Raw genomic sequence first — 16,195 nt, forward strand, 5'->3', positions numbered from 1 at the left:
TCCCAGGGCGGTCAGCGGCCCTCCGCCGGGCCAGGCCGGCGCAGGGCCGCCGCCCTGCGGTACAGGTCGGCGGCCTCGGCGGCGCGGCCGAGCTGTTCGAGGCAGTGCGCCTCGTCGGTACGGCTGGCGAGGGTGTCGGGGTGGCCGGGCCCGAGGACCCGCTCCCTGGCCATCGCGACGCGCCGGTACTCGGTCAGCGCGTCGGCCCAGCGGCCGAGCCAGCCGAGGCCGACGGCGACCTCGCGGCGGCTGACCAGGGTGTCGGGGTGCTCGGGGCCGAGGACGCGCTCGCGGAGCGCGCACACGTCGCGGGACTCGGCGAGGGCCTCCTCCCAGCGGCCGAGGCGGCCGAGGTTGACGCCGAGCCCGTGCCGGGCGCGCAGCGTCTCCGGGTGGGTGGGTCCGTGGACGCGGGCGCGGTCCTCGACCAGGTCGCGGTAGAGCTGGAGGGCTTCGGCGCTGCGGCCGAGGCGGCCGAGGCTGATGCCGGTCTCGTAGCGGGCGGCGAGGGTGTCGGGGTGGTCGGGTCCGAGAGCGTGGGCGCGGGCCTCGGCGACCTCGCGGTAGGTGTGCAGGGCCTCGGCCCAGCGGCCCAGCTGGCCGAGGGCGTAGGCGACTTCGTACCGGGTGACCAGGGTGTCGGGGTGGTGGGGGCCGAGGACGCGGGCGCGGGCCTCGGCGACCTCGCGCGCCATGCGGTAGGAGTCCTCCGGGCGGCCGAGCCGGCTGAGGTTGAAGGCGAGGTTGTGCCGGCAGCGCAGGGTGTCGGGGTGGTCGGCGCCCATGGTGCGCTCGCGGTCGGCGAGCACCGACAGGTACACCTGGTGGGCGTCGGAGTGGCGGCCCAACTGGCCGAGCACGTACGCCATCTCCTGCCGCGCGGCGAGGGTGTCGGGGTGGTCCGCGCCCAGCAGCCGGGTGCGGGCGGCGGCGACGTGCTTGTAGGCCCGCAGGGCGTCGGCGGCCCGGCCGGTGCGGCTGAGGCTGAAGGCGGCCTCGTGGCGGCTGGCCAGGGTGTCGGGGTGGTCGGGGCCGAGCAGGTGCTCGCGCTCGGCGGCGACGGCCCGGTGCACCTCACCGGCCTCGGCCCAGCGCCCGAGCCGGCCGAGACCGAGCCCGGCGTTGTGCCGGCCGGCCAGCGCCCGCAGCAGGGCGGGGTCGGGTGGGGCACCGGGGGGCGCGGGGGCGTCGGTGAGCGAGGGGGGCGGGCCGGGCGCGCCCAGGGACGAGGAGGCCGCACCGGAAACACCGGTCGCCGAGGACGCCGCACCGGAAACGCCGGTCGCCGAGGACGCCGGACCGGGCGCGCCGGTGACCGAGGACGCCGGGCCGGGCGCGTCGGTGACCGAGGCGGCCGGGCCGGGCGCGTCGGTGCGGGGGCGGATCCAGTGGGCGGTGAGGCCGGCCGACGGGTCGGGCGGTGTGGCGTGCGGGGCGGCGCCGGTGGCCTTGTGGCCGGTGGTCATCCCGCGCGTCCAGGACGGCAGCCGCTGCTCGCGCCGGGGCGGGGCGAGGGCGGGGCTCGGGGCGACGACGGTGGGCACGTACGCCGGTGTGGTGCGGCCCAGATCGATACGGCGGCCCACCTCGCGGGCGTCGTGCGGGCGCTGCTCGGGCCGTTTGGCGAGCAGGTCCAGGATGATCCGCTCCAGATAGGCGGGCAGGTCGGCGCGGTGGCCGCGCGGCGGGCGGGGCGGGGTGTCGCGGTGGCCGACCAGGATCGCCCAGGGGTCGCCGAGGTCGAACGGCGGCACTCCGGTGGCGATCTCGTACAGCACGCAGCCCAGCGAGTACAGGTCGCTGCGCTGGTCGACCTCGTCGCCGCCGATCTGCTCCGGCGACATGTAGTGCGGGGTGCCCATGGCGATGCCGGTGCCGGTCAGCCGGGAGGTGAGACCGATGTTGTGGCCCGGGCGGGCGATGCCGAAGTCGCAGATCTTCACGGTGCCGTCGGTGAGCCGCACGATGTTGGCGGGCTTGAGGTCCCGGTGCACGATGCCCTGCCGGTGCGTGTAGGCGAGGGCGGCGGCGACCTGTCCGGCGATGTCGAGGACGTCGGGCACGGGCAGCGGGTGCCCGCGGTTGTCCTCCAGGAGCTTGCTCAGGTCACGGCCCTGGAGCAGTTCCATCACCAGGAACAGGACGCCGTCGGACTCGCCGAAGTCGTGCACGACGGTGACGCCGCGGTGCTGGAGCGCGGCGGCGACACGGGCCTCGCGGCGAAAGCGCTCGCGGACGACGCGGATGAAGGCCGGGTCCTGCTGCGGGCCGAGCGGTTTGAGGCACTTCACGGCGACCTGCCGGCCGAGGGACTCGTCCCGCGCCCGCCACACCTCGCCCATGCCGCCGCGCCCGATCCGGTCGAGCAGCCGGTACCGGCCCTGGATGAGCCTGCTGTCCCCCATCGCGCGCGACCGCCCCCGTCACCGTTCGCCCCGCCCTCCCCTGGCTCGTCCAGTATGGCGAGCAATCGCCCGGCTTTGTACGGGGCCGGGCACATACCTCCGGAGGCACCGGCGCTCCCGCCCGTACGCCGCCCGGTTCAGCCGGGGAACCGTCCCGTGGTCCGCAGCCGCCAGCGGCGTTCCGCGTAGGCGAGGTCGTCGCGCCACAGGCGCCCCGCCGCGCCGCGCACGAGGGGCCGCAGCAGCGGGGCGGCGGCGCGTGCCGCGGCGAAGCCCCGGCGGTCGGAGGCCGCCACCACGGCCTCGGTCACGGCCGTGCGCGGGCGGCCGGACGCGTCCGGCCCGAGGGGCGTGGCGTGGGTCTCGACGACGGAGCCCGCGCCCTCGCCCTCGGTGATGCGCATGACGACCGTACGGGGCCCGGGGGCGGTGAAATCCGCCCGGACCGGGACGACCAGCCGGCCCGCGACCTTGAAGGAGACGTCGACGGTGAAACGGTCGTCGTCCTCGCCGCCGGGCGTGCCGACCACGGTGAGGTCGACGAAGGAGTACGGGTGGAACCAGGCCCCGTGCCACGGGTCGAGGCGGTTGGCGACGACGTCCTCCGGCTCGCAGGTGCCGGCCGCCTCGTACACGGCGGTCAGGGCCCCGGCGGGGTCCGGGCGGCGCGGCAGGACGGGTGCGGCGAGCGGGGTCTCGCCGCCGGCCTCGTCTAGCCGTACCCACAGCAGGACGCCGTCGTCGTGGACGGGCAGCGGCTCCCAGCCCGCGACCGGCCCGCCGTTCAGGGCCAGGCCGTGCCAGTGGCACACCAGGGTGCCGCAGCGCACGGGGCTGTCCGCGAGCGGGGCGCCGAGGTGCGGGCAGACACCGGGACCGGCGTGCGGCCGGCCGTCGGGGCCGCGCCAGACGACGACCTCCTGACCGGCCACGGTGCGCCCCAGCGGGCGGTCGTCGCGCAGGGCGCGGGAGGCGCCGACGACGTACCAGTTGCCGGAGGGACGGGCCTGGGCGCGTTTCAGCGCCTGGGCGATCAGCGCGGGTTTCGCGTCGCGCCAGGTGGGCCGCTGGCGCTCCCAGGGGGCGCGGCGGCGCAGGGAGAGCGGCAGACGTCCGCGGCGGGCGGAGGGGATCGGGTTCACACGGCCTCCTCGGTGACCGTCCGGTGCGCGGCGGGTGCCCGCGCGGCCGACGGGACGGGCGGTGCCGGCGGCCGGGCGCGGGCGGCGTCGCGGTGGTGCAGGCGGGCCGCGGCCACCCGGGCCAGGCCCTCCGCCGCGACCGCGGCCCGGCGCCGGCGGGACACCACGGCGCGGTGGTGCAGGACGGCGTACCCGTCGCGGGCGACGGCGTCCAGGATGCCGCCGTACAGCACGGCGGCGGTGCGGATGCAGGGGCGCGACACCGGCTCCAGCAGGGCGATGCCGGGCGCGGCCTCCCGGTACACGCCCCGGGTCAGTGCCTCGAACTCCCGCAGGGCGGCGGTGATCCGGGGGTCGGGGCGGCCGGTGTCGCGGCTGCGGCGCAGCAGGTCGCGGTCGACGCCGTGGGCGGCGAGGAGGTCGCCGGGCAGGTAGATCCGCCCGCGGTCGAGGTCCTCGCCCACGTCGCGCAGGAAGTTGGTGAGCTGGAAGGCCACACCCAGGGCGGCGGCGTAGGGGGCGGCCTCCTCGCGGGGGGCCACGGTGCCGAGGACGGGCAGCATCTGCAGGCCGATCACCGCCGCCGAGCCGTGCATGTAGGCGCGCAGGTCGGCGTAGGCCGGGTAGTCGGTGACGACCAGGTCGGATCGCATGGCGGCCATGAAGTCGTGGAAGTGCGCGGGGTCGATGGCGTACCGGCAGGCGGTGTCGGCGAGGGCCCGCACCACCGGCTCGTCGCTGCCGCCCCGCCGCAGTCCCCGGTCCAGCTCCTCCTGAAGGGCCGTCAGCGCCGCGACGCGCCGGCCGGGGTCCTGGTCCGCGCCGAGGGCGTCGACGATGTCGTCGGCCCAGCGGGCGAAGCCGTAGAGGGCGTGCACGGCGGGTCTGCGGGCGACGGGCAGCAGCCGGGTGGCGAGGAAGTAGGTCCTGCCGTGGCGGGCGTTGAGGGCGCGGCAGTGGCGGTAGTCCGCGCGCAGCGCCGGGTCGTGGATCCCGGCGGCGTCCAGTTCGCGGTCGGTCATCGGGGTGCCTCCTCGGCCGGTGCCGGGCGGGTGGGGGCCGGGGTGCGGCGGCGGGTGCCGGTGACGCGGGCGGCGGCCAGCTTCCCGGAGACCAGGACGGTCGGGACGCCGACGCCGGGCGTGGTGCCGCAGCCGGCGAGTACGGCGTTCTCGGTGCCCCGGACCAGGTTGCGGGGCCGGAAGGGGCCGGTCTGGGTGAAGGTGTGGGCGGCGGAGAAGGGCGTGCCGGCGGCGTGGCCCTCGGCGTGCCAGTCGGCCGGGGTGACCAGGCACTCCTGCTCGATGGCCGCGGCGAGGCCGTCGAGGCCGCGCCGCTCCAGCACGCTAAGGAGCGAGTCCCGGTAGCGGGGTCCGAGGTCGCTCCAGTCGGCGGCCCGCGGTCCGATGTCGGTGTTGGGGCAGGGGGCGAGGATGTAGTGCAGGTGGTGCCCTGGAGGCGCCAGCGTCGGGTCGGTGGTGGTCGGGCGGGTGATCAGCAGGGACGGGTCGCTCATCAGCCGTCCGCTGCGGGTGAGTTCGTCGAAGGTGGAGCGCCAGGCCGCGCCGAACGAGATCGTGTGGTGGGCGAGGTGGCTCCAGGTGCGGTCGGTGCCCGCGTGCAGGACGACCGCGGACGGCGCGTGGCGCAGCGGCAGCGGCCTGCGGGGGCGGCGGCCCAGGAGCCGGTGGGCGACGGGCAGGTCCGGGGTGAGCACGACGGCGTCGCAGGGGATGCGGTCCTGGTCGGTGACGACGGCGGTGATCCGCTGCCCGGACCGCTCCAGACGGGTTACGCGGTCTCCGAAGCGCAGGTCGGCGCCCGCGTCGGCGGCGGCGTCCGCCATGGCCCGCGGCAGGGCGTGCATGCCGCCGCGCGGGAAGTACACGCCGGCGACGGTGTCCATGTAGGCGATGACGGCGTACGCGGCGAGCGCGCGGGCCGGGGCGACACCGGCGTACAGGGACTGGAAGGAGAAGACCCGGCGCAGCCGCTCGTCGGCGAGGAAGCGGCCGATCCGGGCGTCGAGGCGGCCGAAGCCGCCGAGCGCGGCCAGCCGGGCGAGGTCGGGGGTGAGCAGGTCCAGCGGGGAGTCGAAGTTGGCGTCGATGAAGCGGCGCATCTGGACCCGGTACAGCCGCTCCAGCCAGTCGCGCAGTCGGCGGTAGCCCGCCGCCTCGGCGGGCCCGGCGAACCGTTCCACCTCGGCGGCCATGGCGTCTGCGTCGGTGTGCACGTCGAGGCCGCTGCCGTCGGCGAAGCGGGCGCGGTAGGCCGGGTGCAGGGGGATCAGCTCGACGCGCCGGCGCAGGCTGTCGCCGACGGCGGCGAAGGCCTCGTCGGCGAGGTCGGGCATGGTCAGCACGGTGGGGCCGGTGTCGACGCGGTAGCCGCCGAGGTCGCGGCGGCCTGCCCGGCCGCCGGGCAGGGCGTCCCGTTCGACGACGGTGACGCGGCGTCCCGCGCCGAGCAGGTGCAGGGCGGCCGACAGACCGGCGAGGCCCGCACCCACCACGACGACGTGGTCGGTGGGTCCGGGCACGGTGCGGGTCATCGCTCGCCCTCCCCGGACAGAGGGGCGATCGCGGGTCGGGGCAGGGTCCGGGTCATCGCTCATCCTCCCCGGACAGAAGGGCGATCGCGGGTCGGGGCAGGGTCCGGGTCATCGCTCGCCCTCCCGGGACACGGAGGTAATCGCGGGTCCGGGCATGATGCGGGTCATCGCTCGCGCTCCCCTGCCACGGAGGGGATCCGCGCGACGTCGCCGGCGGCCGGGCCGGGGGCGGGGCGGGCGTCCCCGGTGGGCGCGCCGCCCGCCGCGCGCAGCAGGCGGCGCAGTGCGCGGGCCGCCTCCGGTTCGAGCAGGGCGCCGTCGAAGTGCCGCAGGCCCTGGGCGACGAGCCGTTCGATCTTCGTCTCGACCGTGGCGCGGGCGCCCGTGGCGACCAGCACCCGGCGCACCTCCGCCAGGTCCCGCGAGGTCAGCCCGGCGTCGCCGACACAGCGGTCCAGCACGGCGAGGGCCGCATCGTCGTCGCCCGCCTCCGCGCGGGCGCGGGCAAGGGCGATCAGGTAGGTGGGCTTGCCCTCGCGGATGTCCCCGCCGCCGGGCTTGCCGGTGTGCCGGGGGTCCCCGAACACGTCGTCGAGGTCGTCGCGGAGCTGGAAGGCCATGCCGACGCAGCGGCCGGCCGAGCACAGGGCGCGCAGCGTGGCGTCGTCCGCGCCGGCCAGGGCGGCACCGAGGGCGAGGGGCCGTTCCACGGAGTACAGGGCGCTCTTGAGGCAGGCGGCCCGCAGGGCGCGCGGCAGGGACCGCGCCCCGGTGGTCTGGCCGTGCAGGTCCAGGTACTGGCCGGCCACCATCTCGGTGCGCATGTCGCTCCACAGCCGGCGCACCACGACGGCGGTCCAGGCGGGCAGCGGGGTCTCGGCCACCAGGTCGTCGGCCCAGGCCAGCGCGAGGTCGCCGGCGAGGATCGCCGCCGCGTCCCCGGACCGCCGGGCGCGCTCCGGCGTCGCCCGGCCGGCGAACGCGGCGCTCACCTCGGCGTGCAGTGCGGGCCGGCCGCGGCGCACGGCCGCCTGGTCCATCACGTCGTCGTGGACGAGCGCGCAGGTCTGCAGCAGTTCGACGGCGGCGCCGAGGCGCAGGGCCGCCGCGGCGGTGGCCAGGTCGGTCCCGCCGCAGGCGCGCTGCGACCACCACAGCAGCTGGGCGCGGGTGCGTTTGCCACCGTGACGGGTGAAGGCCGTGACCCGTTCGGCGAGGTCCTTCGCGAACAGGGGGTCCACGAGCCGGGCCCGGTCGAGGCGGTCGGCGAGGACGTGGTCGAGCACGCGGCCGACGGCGGCGGGCACGTCGGCGTCGACGGCGCGTGCGTCCCCGGTCCCGGCGGGCAGCGCGGTGCCGGGCTCCGGGACGCTGCCGGGGCCTGCGTGCTCCGGCCCGCCGACCGGGGTGCCCGCTGTCGTCCGGGCGGGCGATCCCGGCACCGGGACCAGGCGTGGTCCGGGCGGCGGCCCGTCCGCCGGGTGATCCTTCGCCTGTGTGGGCCGCATCCCGCATCCTCTCGTCGTCACTCGTCGGTTCCCGCTGTCGCGAGGTGCTTCGGCGCGGGCGGCCGTTCCGGATGCGGCAGCGGCGCCGGGATCGGTCCACGGCCGGACGGCCGCGGATGGTCTGCGGCCGGCAGCGGATGGTCGCCGGTCGGCCGCCGACGGTCTACAGGGAGATGGTCGCCATGGGAGGGGTCCCCTGCATCCGGACGGGCACACGGCAGGGAAGCAAGCCCGCGATGCGCGGACGCGAAGACACCGCTGAAGGGAGTGGCCGTGCCGGAGACCGAGGTGGCCGTCGTGGGTGCGGGAGCCGCGGGCCTGTCCCTCGCCCACCGGCTCGCCGCGCGGGTCCCGGGGGCGCGGACGCCGTCCGTGGTCCTGGTGGAGGCGCCGCCCGGTCCGCTGCGGCCACCGCCGCGCACCTGGTGTTTCTGGGAGGCCGGTGCGGGCCGGTTCGACGCCGCGCTGCGGGCCGAATGGCGGTGTCTGCGGGTCCGGCCGCCGCGGGGCGAGCCCGTCGAGGGGGACCTCGGTCCGCTGCGGTACAAGATGCTCCGCTCCGACGACTTCGCGTGCCTCGTCGACCGGGACCTCGCCCGCAGCCCCCACGTGCGGCGGCTGGAGGCGACGGTCGAGGCGGTGGAGGACGTGCCGGGCGGGGCCCGCGTGTACTTCCGGGGCGCCGACGGCCGGCCGGGCGTGCTGGGGGCGCGCTGGGTGTTCGACTCGCGGCCGCCGGGGAGTCTGCCGGCCGGGCGCACGCTGCTGCTGCAGCACTTCCACGGCTGGTTCGTCCGCACGGACCGGCCCCGTTTCGACCCCGCCGCGGTGGAGCTGATGGACTTCCGCACCCCGCAGCCGCCGCACGGGCTGTCCTTCGGCTACGTCCTGCCCCTGGGCACGCGCGAGGCGCTGGTGGAGTACACGGAGTTCTCGCCGCGCCCCCTCACCCCGGGCGCCTACGAGGCGGCCGTCCGCGGCTACGCCGAGGACGTGCTGCGGCTCGGTTCCCTGCGCGTCCTGGGCACGGAGACCGGCGTCATCCCGATGACGGACGCGCCGCTGCCGCGGCGGGTCGGCGCCTCCGTCTTCCGTATCGGGGCGGCGGGCGGCGCCACCCGCCCCGCCACCGGCTACACCTTCGCCGGGCTCCAGCGACAGACCCGGGCCGTGGCCGACGCGCTGCGCCGGGGCCGCCCGCCCGTCCCGCCGCCCGCGCACCCGGCCCGGGCGCGGGCGATGGACGCGGTGCTGCTGCGGGCCCTGGACAGCGGCCGGGTCGACGGCCCCGAGCTGTTCGCGCGGCTGTTCGCGCGGGTGCCGACGGAACGGCTGCTGCGCTTCCTCGACGGCCGCACCCGCCTGCACGAGGACATCGCCGTCGGACTGCGCACACCCGTCGGGCCGATGCTGCGCACCGCGCTGGAACTGCCGCGCCTGCCGCGCCGCCCCTTCGGACGACCCCCTGTCCGTCCGGGAGACCCCATGAGTTCGGAGACCGTATGAGCCTGCTGCGCGGACACCGTATGAGCCTGCTGCGCGACGAGGAACTGGCCGCCGCGTTCGACCACGCGTCACGCGCCTACGACGCGCTGGTGGCCGCCAACCCCGGCTACCACGCCCATCTGCGCCGCTCGGTGCGCCGGCTCGGCCTGCCGGGGCACGGGGCCGGGCTGCGCGTGCTGGACCTGGGCTGCGGCACCGGGGCCTCGACCGCGGCGCTGCGGTCGGTACTGCCGGCCGCGGAGGTGACGGCCGTGGACGCCTCCGCCGGGATGCTGCGCCGGGCCGCCGCCAAGCCCTGGGCCGACGGGGTGCGGTTCGTCCACGCGCCCGCGGAACGGCTCGCCGAGGCCGGGGTGCGCGGGCCGTTCGACGCGGTGTTCGCGGCCTATCTCTTCCGCAACGTCGGCGATCCCGACGCGGTCCTGGGCACCGTACGCGCGCTGCTGCGGCCGGGTGGGCGGCTGGGTGTGCACGAGTTCACGCTCAGCGGGCGCCGGGCGGACCGGGCGGTGTGGACCCTGGTGTCGCGCGGGTTCGTGCAGCCCGTCGCGTCGGTGCTGGGGGACGGGCCGCTGTACCGCCATCTGTGGCGCAGCGTCGTCGAGTTCGACACCGCGGGGGCCTTCGAACGGCGGCTGCGGGAGGCCGGTTTCGACGGGGTCCGGGCGCTGCCGCTGCCGGGCTGGCAGACGGGCATCACCCACACGTTCGTCGCCCGCCGCCCGGGCACGGAGGTGGAGCGGTGACCCGGGCTCGTGCGGACAGTGCCCGCCGGGGCCGGGACCGGCGGGCCCGGGTACTGCCGGCCCGGCCCGGGGCACCGCGGGTCGCCGGCGCACCGGTGTCGGTGGCGGTGGTCGGCGGCGGCATCGCCGGGCTGGCCGCCGCCACGCTGCTGGCCGAACGCGGGGTGGCGGTCACACTGTACGAACGCCGGGCGTACCTGGGCGGGCGCGTCGGAGGGCTGCCGACCACGCTGCGGGACGGCACCACGGTGACGATGAGCCGCGGCTTCCACGCGTTCTTCCGCCAGTACTACAACCTGCGCGGGCTGCTGCGCCGTACCGATCCCGGGCTGCGGCGGCTGACCGCGCTGCCGGACTATCCGCTGCTGCACGCCGACGGCCTGCGGGACGGCTTCCGGCACGTGCCGCGCACCCCGCCGTGGAGCGCGCTCGGCTTCGTCGCGCTCAGCCCCTCCTTCGGGCTGCGGGACCTGCGGGCCATGGACCCGGTGGCGGCGCTGCCGCTGCTGGACGTGCGTGTCCCCGACGTCTACGACCGGCTGGACGGGACCAGCGCCCACGACTTCCTGGAGGCCGTCCGCTTCCCGCGGCGCGCCCGCCATCTGGCGTTCGAGGTGTTCTCCCGCAGCTTCTTCGCCGACCCACGGCAGCTGTCGGCGGCGGAGATGGCGCTGATGTTCCACATCTACTTCCTGGGCTCCGGCGAGGGCCTGCTGTTCGACGTGCCGCGCTCCCCCTTCCCCACCGCACTGTGGGAGCCGCTGGGGGACTATCTGCGGGGGCACGGCACCGCCCTGCGCACCGGCACACCGGTCACGCACGTCGCGCCGCGCCCGGACGGCGGGTACGAGGTCGCGGCCGACGGCGACGAGGCGCGGTACGACGGTGTCGTCCTGGCCCTCGACACGGCGGGCCTGCGCGGCCTGGTGGCCCGCTCCCCCGGGCTCGGCGACGGGCCGTGGCGCGAGCGGATCGCCCGGCTGCGCACCGCACCGCCGTTCCTGGTCAGCCGGCTGTGGCTGGACCGGCCCGTCGCACCGGACCGCCCCGGGTTCCTGGGCACCAGCGGTTTCGGCGGGCTGGACAACGTGAGCGTGCTGGAGCGCTGGGAGGACGAGGCGGCGCGCTGGTCGGCCCGGACGGGAGGGTCGGTGGTGGAACTGCACGCCTACGCGGTGCCGCCGCACGCCGGGCGCGAGGAGGTGGAGCGGGGCCTGGTCGCGCAGATGCGCCGCGTCTACCCGGAGACCCGGGCGGCGGCGGTCGTCGACGCCCGGCACGAGTGGCACGACGACTGCCCTCTGTTCCCGGTGGGCGGTTACCCGGACCGGCCGACGGTGCGCACCCCGGACCCCGGTGTGACGGTCGCCGGTGACCTGGTGCGGACCGGTCTGCCGGTGGCGCTGATGGAGCGGGCGGCGACCAGCGGCTTCCTCGCCGCCGACGCGCTGCTGGAGCGGTGGGGGGTGCGGGGCCAGACCTTGTGGACGGTGCCCGACCGGGGGCGCGGCCCGCTCCTGCGGGCGCTGGCGGCGCGGGCGGGGTGACGACGGAGGGCGGCGTAGGCGGGGCCACGCGGGCAGCTCCCCCGAGGCGGCGGAAACGGCGGACGGTGAGGCCCCGCATCCGGGTGCCTCACCGTCCGTCCCGCCGTCAGCGGGCCGCGGTGGCCGGGTGCGTGACGGGGGTGTGCCGTTCGGGGCGGGGGGCGAGGGCCCGTTCCGCCAGGACTCCGAAGATCAGGCCGAACGCCGTCCACAGCGTCGCCTGGACGGCCAGGGCCGCCAGCCGGAACTGCCACAGCAGGGTGCCCGGGAAGTCCTTCGGCACCTCGTCGAAGGACGGGAGGAAGGCGTACCCGAGGCCCACCACCAGGACGAAGAACGCCGAGGCGGCGAGGGTCGCGTTCCAGTTGCCGAAGCGCGGTGCCAGGCGCCGGCCGAGGATCACCGCGCCGACGGCGAGCAGCACGCTCAGCACCGTCATCAGGAAGTACAGCGTGGTGCGTTGGCCGATGGTGTCCGGGTCACCGACGGCGGGCGGGTTGGCGGGGTACTTGAGGAACGGCACGACGTAGACGGCGATCAGCCCGGCGGCTGCCAGGAGCAGCGCGCTCGCGCGCGGCCCGAAGCGGCCGATCCGGCCGAGCGCGAAGCAGTACGCGAGGGCGGCGATGCCGCCGAACGCGACGCCGTAGACGAGGACACCGGTGGACAGGCCCGCGGTGGACTGCATCGAACGGCTGACGGCCTCGACGCCGTGCTCGTGCGCGTGCGCGGCGTGCGCCTCCTCGTAGGCGATGGCCGCGTCGACGCGCGGTTCGCCCAGGAAATAGGCGGTGACCAGGGCGAGCAGGCCCGCGGCCAGGCCGGCGAGCATGCCGCGCACCAGCAGGGTGCGGACGATGGAGGAGTTCATGGGCTCGGGTGTTTCCCCGCCGTCGTCAGTGGCAGGGGAAGCCGAGCAGGTGACGGGCGTCGTGCACCCACTCGTGCACGTTCTCGCCGGAGAGGAGGGAGGTGGCGCCCTGCTCGGCGCCGACGAAGTAGAGCAGGACCAGCATCAGGATGCCGAAGAAGACCGCCCACGGGGCGATCGCGCTGACCGGCAGCTTGGCGGGTACGGCGGTGGGGGCGGTGGTGGGCTGGACGGCGGACTGCGCCATGGCAGGACCTCCTTGGGAATGCGCGTCCCTGATCGGTGGTGCACAGGAACGACGGCCGCGGGTCTGACTCACCCGGACCGCACCTGGGGTGCGTGCCCGGCATACAGTGGCGCGACCGTGCCGGAATCTCACCGGCTTCCGCGTTGCCGTCGTCGATGTCCGGGAGACCGTACCGCGAAGCGGAGGGGCGGCCAAGGGCGCACGACGCGGGCGGGAGCGCACGGTTGTGTCATGTGCACTCTGAATTCACGCTGGGGCAAGGGATGTTGAGCACCGGGACGGACCGATGACGAGCCGAGTGATGTTGATCTCACCGGGCATGAACGCGGCGCTGCGCGAGGCCCGTTTCGACGACGGCCGCCCGCTGGACGAGGCCGCGCTGCGGGCCGCCCGGGCCGCCTCCGGCGCGCTGCCCGCGGCGCAGGCGGTGTGGTGTTCGCCGACGGTGCGCTGCGAGCAGACCGCGCGGGCGCTGGGGCTCGCGGCCGTGCCGGTGCCGGCGCTGGCGGGGCTGGACGCCGGCCGGTGGCGCGGGGCGACGCTGGCGGAGGTGACCGCAGCCGAGCCGGAGGCGCTGGCCGCGTGGCTGGCCGATCCGGAGGCCGCACCGCACGGCGGGGAGTCCGTGCGGGCGCTGTGCGACCGGGTCGAGGACTGGCTGGCGACGGCCGCGGACACCGACGGGCGCACACTCGCCGTCGTCGAGCCCGAGGTGGTGCGGGCGGCGGTCGTGCGGACCCTCGGCGCCGCGGACACCGCGTTCTGGCGTACGGACGTCCCGCCGCTGTCGGCGGTGGAGTTCACCGGCCGGGCGGGCCGCCGGAACGTGAAGGTGGGCCGGCCGCTGGTCTGACCGGCCGGCCATGTGACGGGGCGGCCGCTCGTCGGCGTGACGGGGCGGCCGCCCGACCGTCCCCTAGGTCAGCCCGGCGTCAGGTCAGCCCAGCGTCTGCAAGAACTCCGTGCAGGCGCGGGCGCAGGCCCGGCAGGCGTCCGCGGTCTCCTCGGCGCCCGGCTGCCCGTCGAAGACACGGGCCGACTCCAGGCAGACGGTGCGGCACCACTCCAGCTGGATGCGGATGCCGGACTCGTCCAGTGTGTTCTGTTCCGACAGCACACGGCAGGTCGCGTCGCAGACCTCCGCGCACATGATGCCCTTGCGGCGTACGAGTTCCTGCTCCTCCGTCCCACCGGGATCCACCAGGCTCGCGCGCAACGCGCACGCCCGGGCGCACTCCGTGCACGCCTGTGCGCAGGCGAAGCGGTCCTCGAGGAACCGGATGAGCTCCTGCTGCGATGTCGAAGTCACAGCGCGCGGGTAGCCGCCGCGCGAGCCGTCAAACCACCACGGGCGGCCCGTGGGGGCAAACCGGCCGCGGCCGTTAGCGTGACCCGGCCCCGGGCACCCGGACGGTCGGTACGGAAACCGGACGGAGGTGTCACCGATGCCCGGAGAGCAGGAGCTGCCCTCGACCCTGGAGCGCTCCTCCCGGCACGCCCAGCGGACCTGGATCAAGGCGCACGACTCGGCGGTGGAGCAGTACGGCGAGGGCGAGCGCGCGCACCGCGTGGCCTTCGGGGCGCTGAAACACACCTACGAGAAGGTGGGCGATCACTGGGAGCGCAAGGAGGGCGGCCGCAAGGGGCCCTCCGACCCGCGCTCGGCCCGGCCGCGCCGGCTCGGCGGGCGCAGCGCCGAGGGTGTCGACGAGCAGGCCTCGAAGGAGCACCTCTACGGCATCGCCCGGCGGCTGGGCATCGAGGGACGGTCCCGGATGTCGAAGGGGGAGCTGCTGGAGGCCATCCGCAAGGCCAACCGTTCCCGGACGCGTGAAGCGCGCACCGGCTGAGCCTGGTAAACCTCCCGTTTGGGGGGTATTCATGGGATATGGGTACCACCACAGCAATGCAGCTAGCCGATTCGAGCGGCGCTCTCGCCCTCGGTCCCCTGATCGTGGGCCTTGTGGTCGTGGCCCTGCTGATCGGGGCTTTCTGGCGAGGCGACATCCTCAAGAGCCGCGAGCCGGCTCCGCCCCGCCCCGAGGAACAGCCGCACCTGCCGCCCGAGGGCGCGGTGCGTGAGACGCGGGAGAACCGGGAGCCGGAGGAGGTGCCGCAGGACGGCCGTCGCCGCCTGCCGCACGAGTTCGGCAACCTGGGCACCCGCCCCAGCGAGTCCAAGGAACGGCCGCGGTGGGGCAAGGGCTCCAGCGGTTCGTTCGGCGGCGGTGGGCTCGGCGCCCACTGACCGCTCTCCGATCGTCGAGGGAAGTGAAGGCCCATGGCCGACCCCGGCCGCAACACCCTGCCACTGCCCGACTACGACCACCTGCCGCTCGGCGGCCTGGAAAGCCGGGTGCGGTCGCTGACCGTGGAGGAGGTCGAGGAACTGCTCGCCTACGAGCGCACCCACGCCGACCGCCTCCCGATCACCGAGGTGCTCACCGCGCGCCTGGAGCAGCTGCGGGCCGGAGCCGAGCCCACCTCGGGCGACCCGGGCGCCCTGCGCCCCGAGCAGTCCGTGGGCCACGGCGGCTCGCCGGTCTCACCGGCGACGTCCCCGCAGCCCTTCAGTCCGCCGCCGCACGGCACGCCGGACCAGCGGGGCAAGCCGAAGGGGGACCAGCGCTAGAAGCTCGATTGTTTTCCGGTACGGCGCACGGATGTCCGTGCGCCGTACCGCTGTGTCGGGCTACGGGGCCCTCTCACGTCGCCAGGGCGCCGCGCGCCGCCTCCAGGGCCTGCTCGGCGTATCCGCGGCCGAAGAGCACGGCGTGCACGAGCAGCGGGAAGAGCTGGTGCAGGCCGATGCGGTCGCGCCAGCCGGGCGCGAGCGGGGCGGTCTGCCGGTAGCCGTCCAGGACGTGCTCCAGGTGCGGGCAGCCGAAAAGGTGCAGCATGGCCAGGTCGGTCTCCCGGTGCCCGCCGTGCGCGGCGGGGTCGATGAGCCAGGCCTGTCCGTCGGCGCCCCACAGCACGTTGCCGTTCCACAGGTCGCCGTGCAGCCGGGCCGGCGGTTCGTCCGGGACCCCCAGCTCGGGCAGCCGCTCGCAGACCCGCTCGACGACGGCGGCCTCGGAGCCGCGCAGGGTGCCGTTGTCGACGGCGCGGCGCAGGTAGGGCAGCACGCGGTGCTCGGCGTACCAGCGGGGCCAGTCGTCGCCGCAGGCGTTGCGCATCGGCGCGAGCCCGATGTAGGCGTCCTCGGGGCCGCCGGGCGGCGGGGCGCCGAACGCGGGGGCGCCTGCGGCGTGCAGGGCGGCCAGTCCTCGTCCGAGGCGGACGGCCGCTTCGGGGCTCGGGCGTCCGGTCGGGACACGGTCGGTGACCAGCCACCGCTCGTCGTGGCCGTGCACGGCGGGGACCGGGACGGCACCGGCGTCCGCCAGCCAGCGCAGCCCGGCCGCCTCCGCCCGCACCGCGCGGGGGTCGTCACCGCGCTTGACCATCACCACGTGGCCGCCGTCCAGGCTGACTTCGGTGAGCGCCCCGGACAACGGCCGCTCACTGTCCGCTGCGAGGCTGGTGAACCGCACCGCCGCGGCGGCCGGCCCGGCACCGTCGGAGGAGATACGCACGGCGCCCAGGGTACGGCGAACGCAGGACAGGGCGGCGCCCGGACCCCGGCACGGCCGGTAGGTGCAGCTCATCCGGGAATCCCGGTTTGTA

Annotated in this window: 16 protein-coding genes; 7 read left to right on the forward strand and 9 right to left on the reverse strand. The window is 76.3% G+C overall.

Translation table 11 applies throughout. The features are described 5' to 3' along the window. Nucleotides 1–11 precede the first annotated feature (11 nt). The 5 genes from IE308_RS12000 to IE308_RS12020 all read right to left on the reverse strand — a co-directional run bounded on the left by IE308_RS12000 (nucleotide 12) and on the right by IE308_RS12020 (nucleotide 7,609). Nucleotides 12–2,405: a serine/threonine-protein kinase gene (locus tag IE308_RS12000; protein WP_190217865.1), complete on the reverse strand. Its 2,394-nt coding sequence runs from the start codon at nucleotides 2,403–2,405 to the stop codon at nucleotides 12–14. Between the two features lie 137 nt (nucleotides 2,406–2,542). Then, nucleotides 2,543–3,547, reverse strand: a complete 1,005-nt coding sequence (locus IE308_RS12005; RefSeq protein ID WP_190217866.1) for a Rieske (2Fe-2S) protein — start codon at nucleotides 3,545–3,547, stop codon at nucleotides 2,543–2,545. After that, entirely contained in the window at nucleotides 3,544–4,569 is a 1,026-nt protein-coding gene (locus IE308_RS12010; RefSeq protein ID WP_190217867.1) for a phytoene/squalene synthase family protein, read from the reverse strand. Before IE308_RS12010 ends, IE308_RS12005 begins: the two co-directional genes overlap by 4 nt. Next, nucleotides 4,566–6,101, reverse strand: coding sequence for a phytoene desaturase family protein (gene crtI, locus IE308_RS12015; protein ID WP_190217868.1), 1,536 nt, complete (start codon nucleotides 6,099–6,101; stop codon nucleotides 4,566–4,568). The genes IE308_RS12010 and crtI overlap by 4 nt, the downstream gene beginning before the upstream one ends. Nucleotides 6,102–6,265: 164 nt before the next feature. Then, complete coding sequence (locus tag IE308_RS12020; RefSeq protein WP_190217869.1) at nucleotides 6,266–7,609, reverse strand: polyprenyl synthetase family protein; 1,344 nt, start codon at nucleotides 7,607–7,609, stop codon at nucleotides 6,266–6,268. A gap of 273 nt (nucleotides 7,610–7,882) precedes the next feature. Between IE308_RS12020 and IE308_RS12025 the strand changes: the two genes are divergently transcribed. From IE308_RS12025 to IE308_RS12035, 3 genes are read left to right on the forward strand one after another with little or no spacing between them, the layout of a single operon-like run. After that, a complete protein-coding gene (locus IE308_RS12025; protein WP_190217870.1) occupies nucleotides 7,883–9,115 on the forward strand; it encodes a lycopene cyclase family protein in 1,233 nt (410 codons plus the stop codon). A 20-nt stretch (nucleotides 9,116–9,135) separates the two neighbouring features. Then, on the forward strand, nucleotides 9,136–9,861 hold the full coding sequence (locus IE308_RS12030; RefSeq protein ID WP_190218290.1) for a class I SAM-dependent methyltransferase: 726 nt from the start codon (nucleotides 9,136–9,138) through the stop codon (nucleotides 9,859–9,861). Next, the gene (locus tag IE308_RS12035; protein ID WP_190217871.1) at nucleotides 9,858–11,408 is read left to right on the forward strand and encodes an FAD-dependent oxidoreductase; all 1,551 of its coding nucleotides are present in this window, start codon (nucleotides 9,858–9,860) and stop codon (nucleotides 11,406–11,408) included. The genes IE308_RS12030 and IE308_RS12035 overlap by 4 nt, the downstream gene beginning before the upstream one ends. A gap of 106 nt (nucleotides 11,409–11,514) precedes the next feature. Here IE308_RS12035 and IE308_RS12040 read toward each other — a convergent pair whose 3' ends face one another. Together IE308_RS12040 and IE308_RS12045 are read right to left on the reverse strand one after the other, a co-directional pair. Next, entirely contained in the window at nucleotides 11,515–12,279 is a 765-nt protein-coding gene (locus IE308_RS12040) for a CbtA family protein (protein ID WP_190217872.1), read from the reverse strand. Between the two features lie 25 nt (nucleotides 12,280–12,304). Continuing rightward, nucleotides 12,305–12,526 (reverse strand): CbtB domain-containing protein, encoded by a 222-nt coding sequence (locus IE308_RS12045; RefSeq protein ID WP_110626355.1) that lies wholly within the window; start codon nucleotides 12,524–12,526, stop codon nucleotides 12,305–12,307. Between the two features lie 286 nt (nucleotides 12,527–12,812). Here IE308_RS12045 and IE308_RS12050 point away from each other — a divergent pair, with 286 nt between their 5' ends. Further along, nucleotides 12,813–13,379, forward strand: a complete 567-nt coding sequence (locus tag IE308_RS12050; protein WP_190217873.1) for a histidine phosphatase family protein — start codon at nucleotides 12,813–12,815, stop codon at nucleotides 13,377–13,379. Between the two features lie 84 nt (nucleotides 13,380–13,463). Here IE308_RS12050 and IE308_RS12055 read toward each other — a convergent pair whose 3' ends face one another. Beyond that, a complete protein-coding gene (locus IE308_RS12055; protein ID WP_110626357.1) occupies nucleotides 13,464–13,835 on the reverse strand; it encodes a four-helix bundle copper-binding protein in 372 nt (123 codons plus the stop codon). A gap of 136 nt (nucleotides 13,836–13,971) precedes the next feature. Between IE308_RS12055 and IE308_RS12060 the strand changes: the two genes are divergently transcribed. Genes IE308_RS12060 through IE308_RS12070 form a run of 3 tightly spaced genes read left to right on the forward strand, consistent with a single transcriptional unit; the run spans nucleotide 13,972 to nucleotide 15,158 of the window. Then, nucleotides 13,972–14,376, forward strand: a complete 405-nt coding sequence (locus IE308_RS12060) for a ChaB family protein (RefSeq protein WP_110626358.1) — start codon at nucleotides 13,972–13,974, stop codon at nucleotides 14,374–14,376. Between the two features lie 56 nt (nucleotides 14,377–14,432). Continuing rightward, complete coding sequence (locus IE308_RS12065) at nucleotides 14,433–14,774, forward strand: DUF6479 family protein (protein ID WP_110626359.1); 342 nt, start codon at nucleotides 14,433–14,435, stop codon at nucleotides 14,772–14,774. 33 nt (nucleotides 14,775–14,807) lie between these two features. Next, entirely contained in the window at nucleotides 14,808–15,158 is a 351-nt protein-coding gene (locus tag IE308_RS12070) for a DUF8129 domain-containing protein (protein WP_190217874.1), read from the forward strand. Nucleotides 15,159–15,231: 73 nt separating this feature from the next. Here the strand turns inward: IE308_RS12070 and IE308_RS12075 are convergent, their stop codons facing one another. After that, nucleotides 15,232–16,098, reverse strand: a complete 867-nt coding sequence (locus IE308_RS12075) for a fructosamine kinase family protein (protein ID WP_373314501.1) — start codon at nucleotides 16,096–16,098, stop codon at nucleotides 15,232–15,234. Between the last annotated feature and the right edge of the window lie 97 nt (nucleotides 16,099–16,195).

It is taken from the genome of Streptomyces griseosporeus, from assembly GCF_014656055.1.
GTDB classification, from domain to species: Bacteria; Actinomycetota; Actinomycetes; order Streptomycetales; family Streptomycetaceae; genus Streptomyces; species Streptomyces griseosporeus.

Excerpts from the sequence above, each read along its gene's own strand:
- IE308_RS12070 (WP_190217874.1), top strand. The coding sequence starts at position 14,808 with ATGGCCGACCCCGGCCGCAACACCCTGCCACTGCCCGACTACGACCAC.
- IE308_RS12065 (WP_110626359.1), top strand. The coding sequence starts at position 14,433 with ATGCAGCTAGCCGATTCGAGCGGCGCTCTCGCCCTCGGTCCCCTGATC.
- IE308_RS12050 (WP_190217873.1), top strand. The coding sequence starts at position 12,813 with ATGACGAGCCGAGTGATGTTGATCTCACCGGGCATGAACGCGGCGCTG.
- crtI (WP_190217868.1), bottom strand. The coding sequence starts at position 6,101 with ATGACCCGCACCGTGCCCGGACCCACCGACCACGTCGTCGTGGTGGGT.
- IE308_RS12030 (WP_190218290.1), top strand. The coding sequence starts at position 9,136 with ATGAGCCTGCTGCGCGACGAGGAACTGGCCGCCGCGTTCGACCACGCG.
- IE308_RS12000 (WP_190217865.1), bottom strand. The coding sequence starts at position 2,405 with ATGGGGGACAGCAGGCTCATCCAGGGCCGGTACCGGCTGCTCGACCGG.
- IE308_RS12060 (WP_110626358.1), top strand. The coding sequence starts at position 13,972 with ATGCCCGGAGAGCAGGAGCTGCCCTCGACCCTGGAGCGCTCCTCCCGG.
- IE308_RS12010 (WP_190217867.1), bottom strand. The coding sequence starts at position 4,569 with ATGACCGACCGCGAACTGGACGCCGCCGGGATCCACGACCCGGCGCTG.
- IE308_RS12020 (WP_190217869.1), bottom strand. The coding sequence starts at position 7,609 with ATGCGGCCCACACAGGCGAAGGATCACCCGGCGGACGGGCCGCCGCCC.
- IE308_RS12045 (WP_110626355.1), bottom strand. The coding sequence starts at position 12,526 with ATGGCGCAGTCCGCCGTCCAGCCCACCACCGCCCCCACCGCCGTACCC.
- IE308_RS12040 (WP_190217872.1), bottom strand. The coding sequence starts at position 12,279 with ATGAACTCCTCCATCGTCCGCACCCTGCTGGTGCGCGGCATGCTCGCC.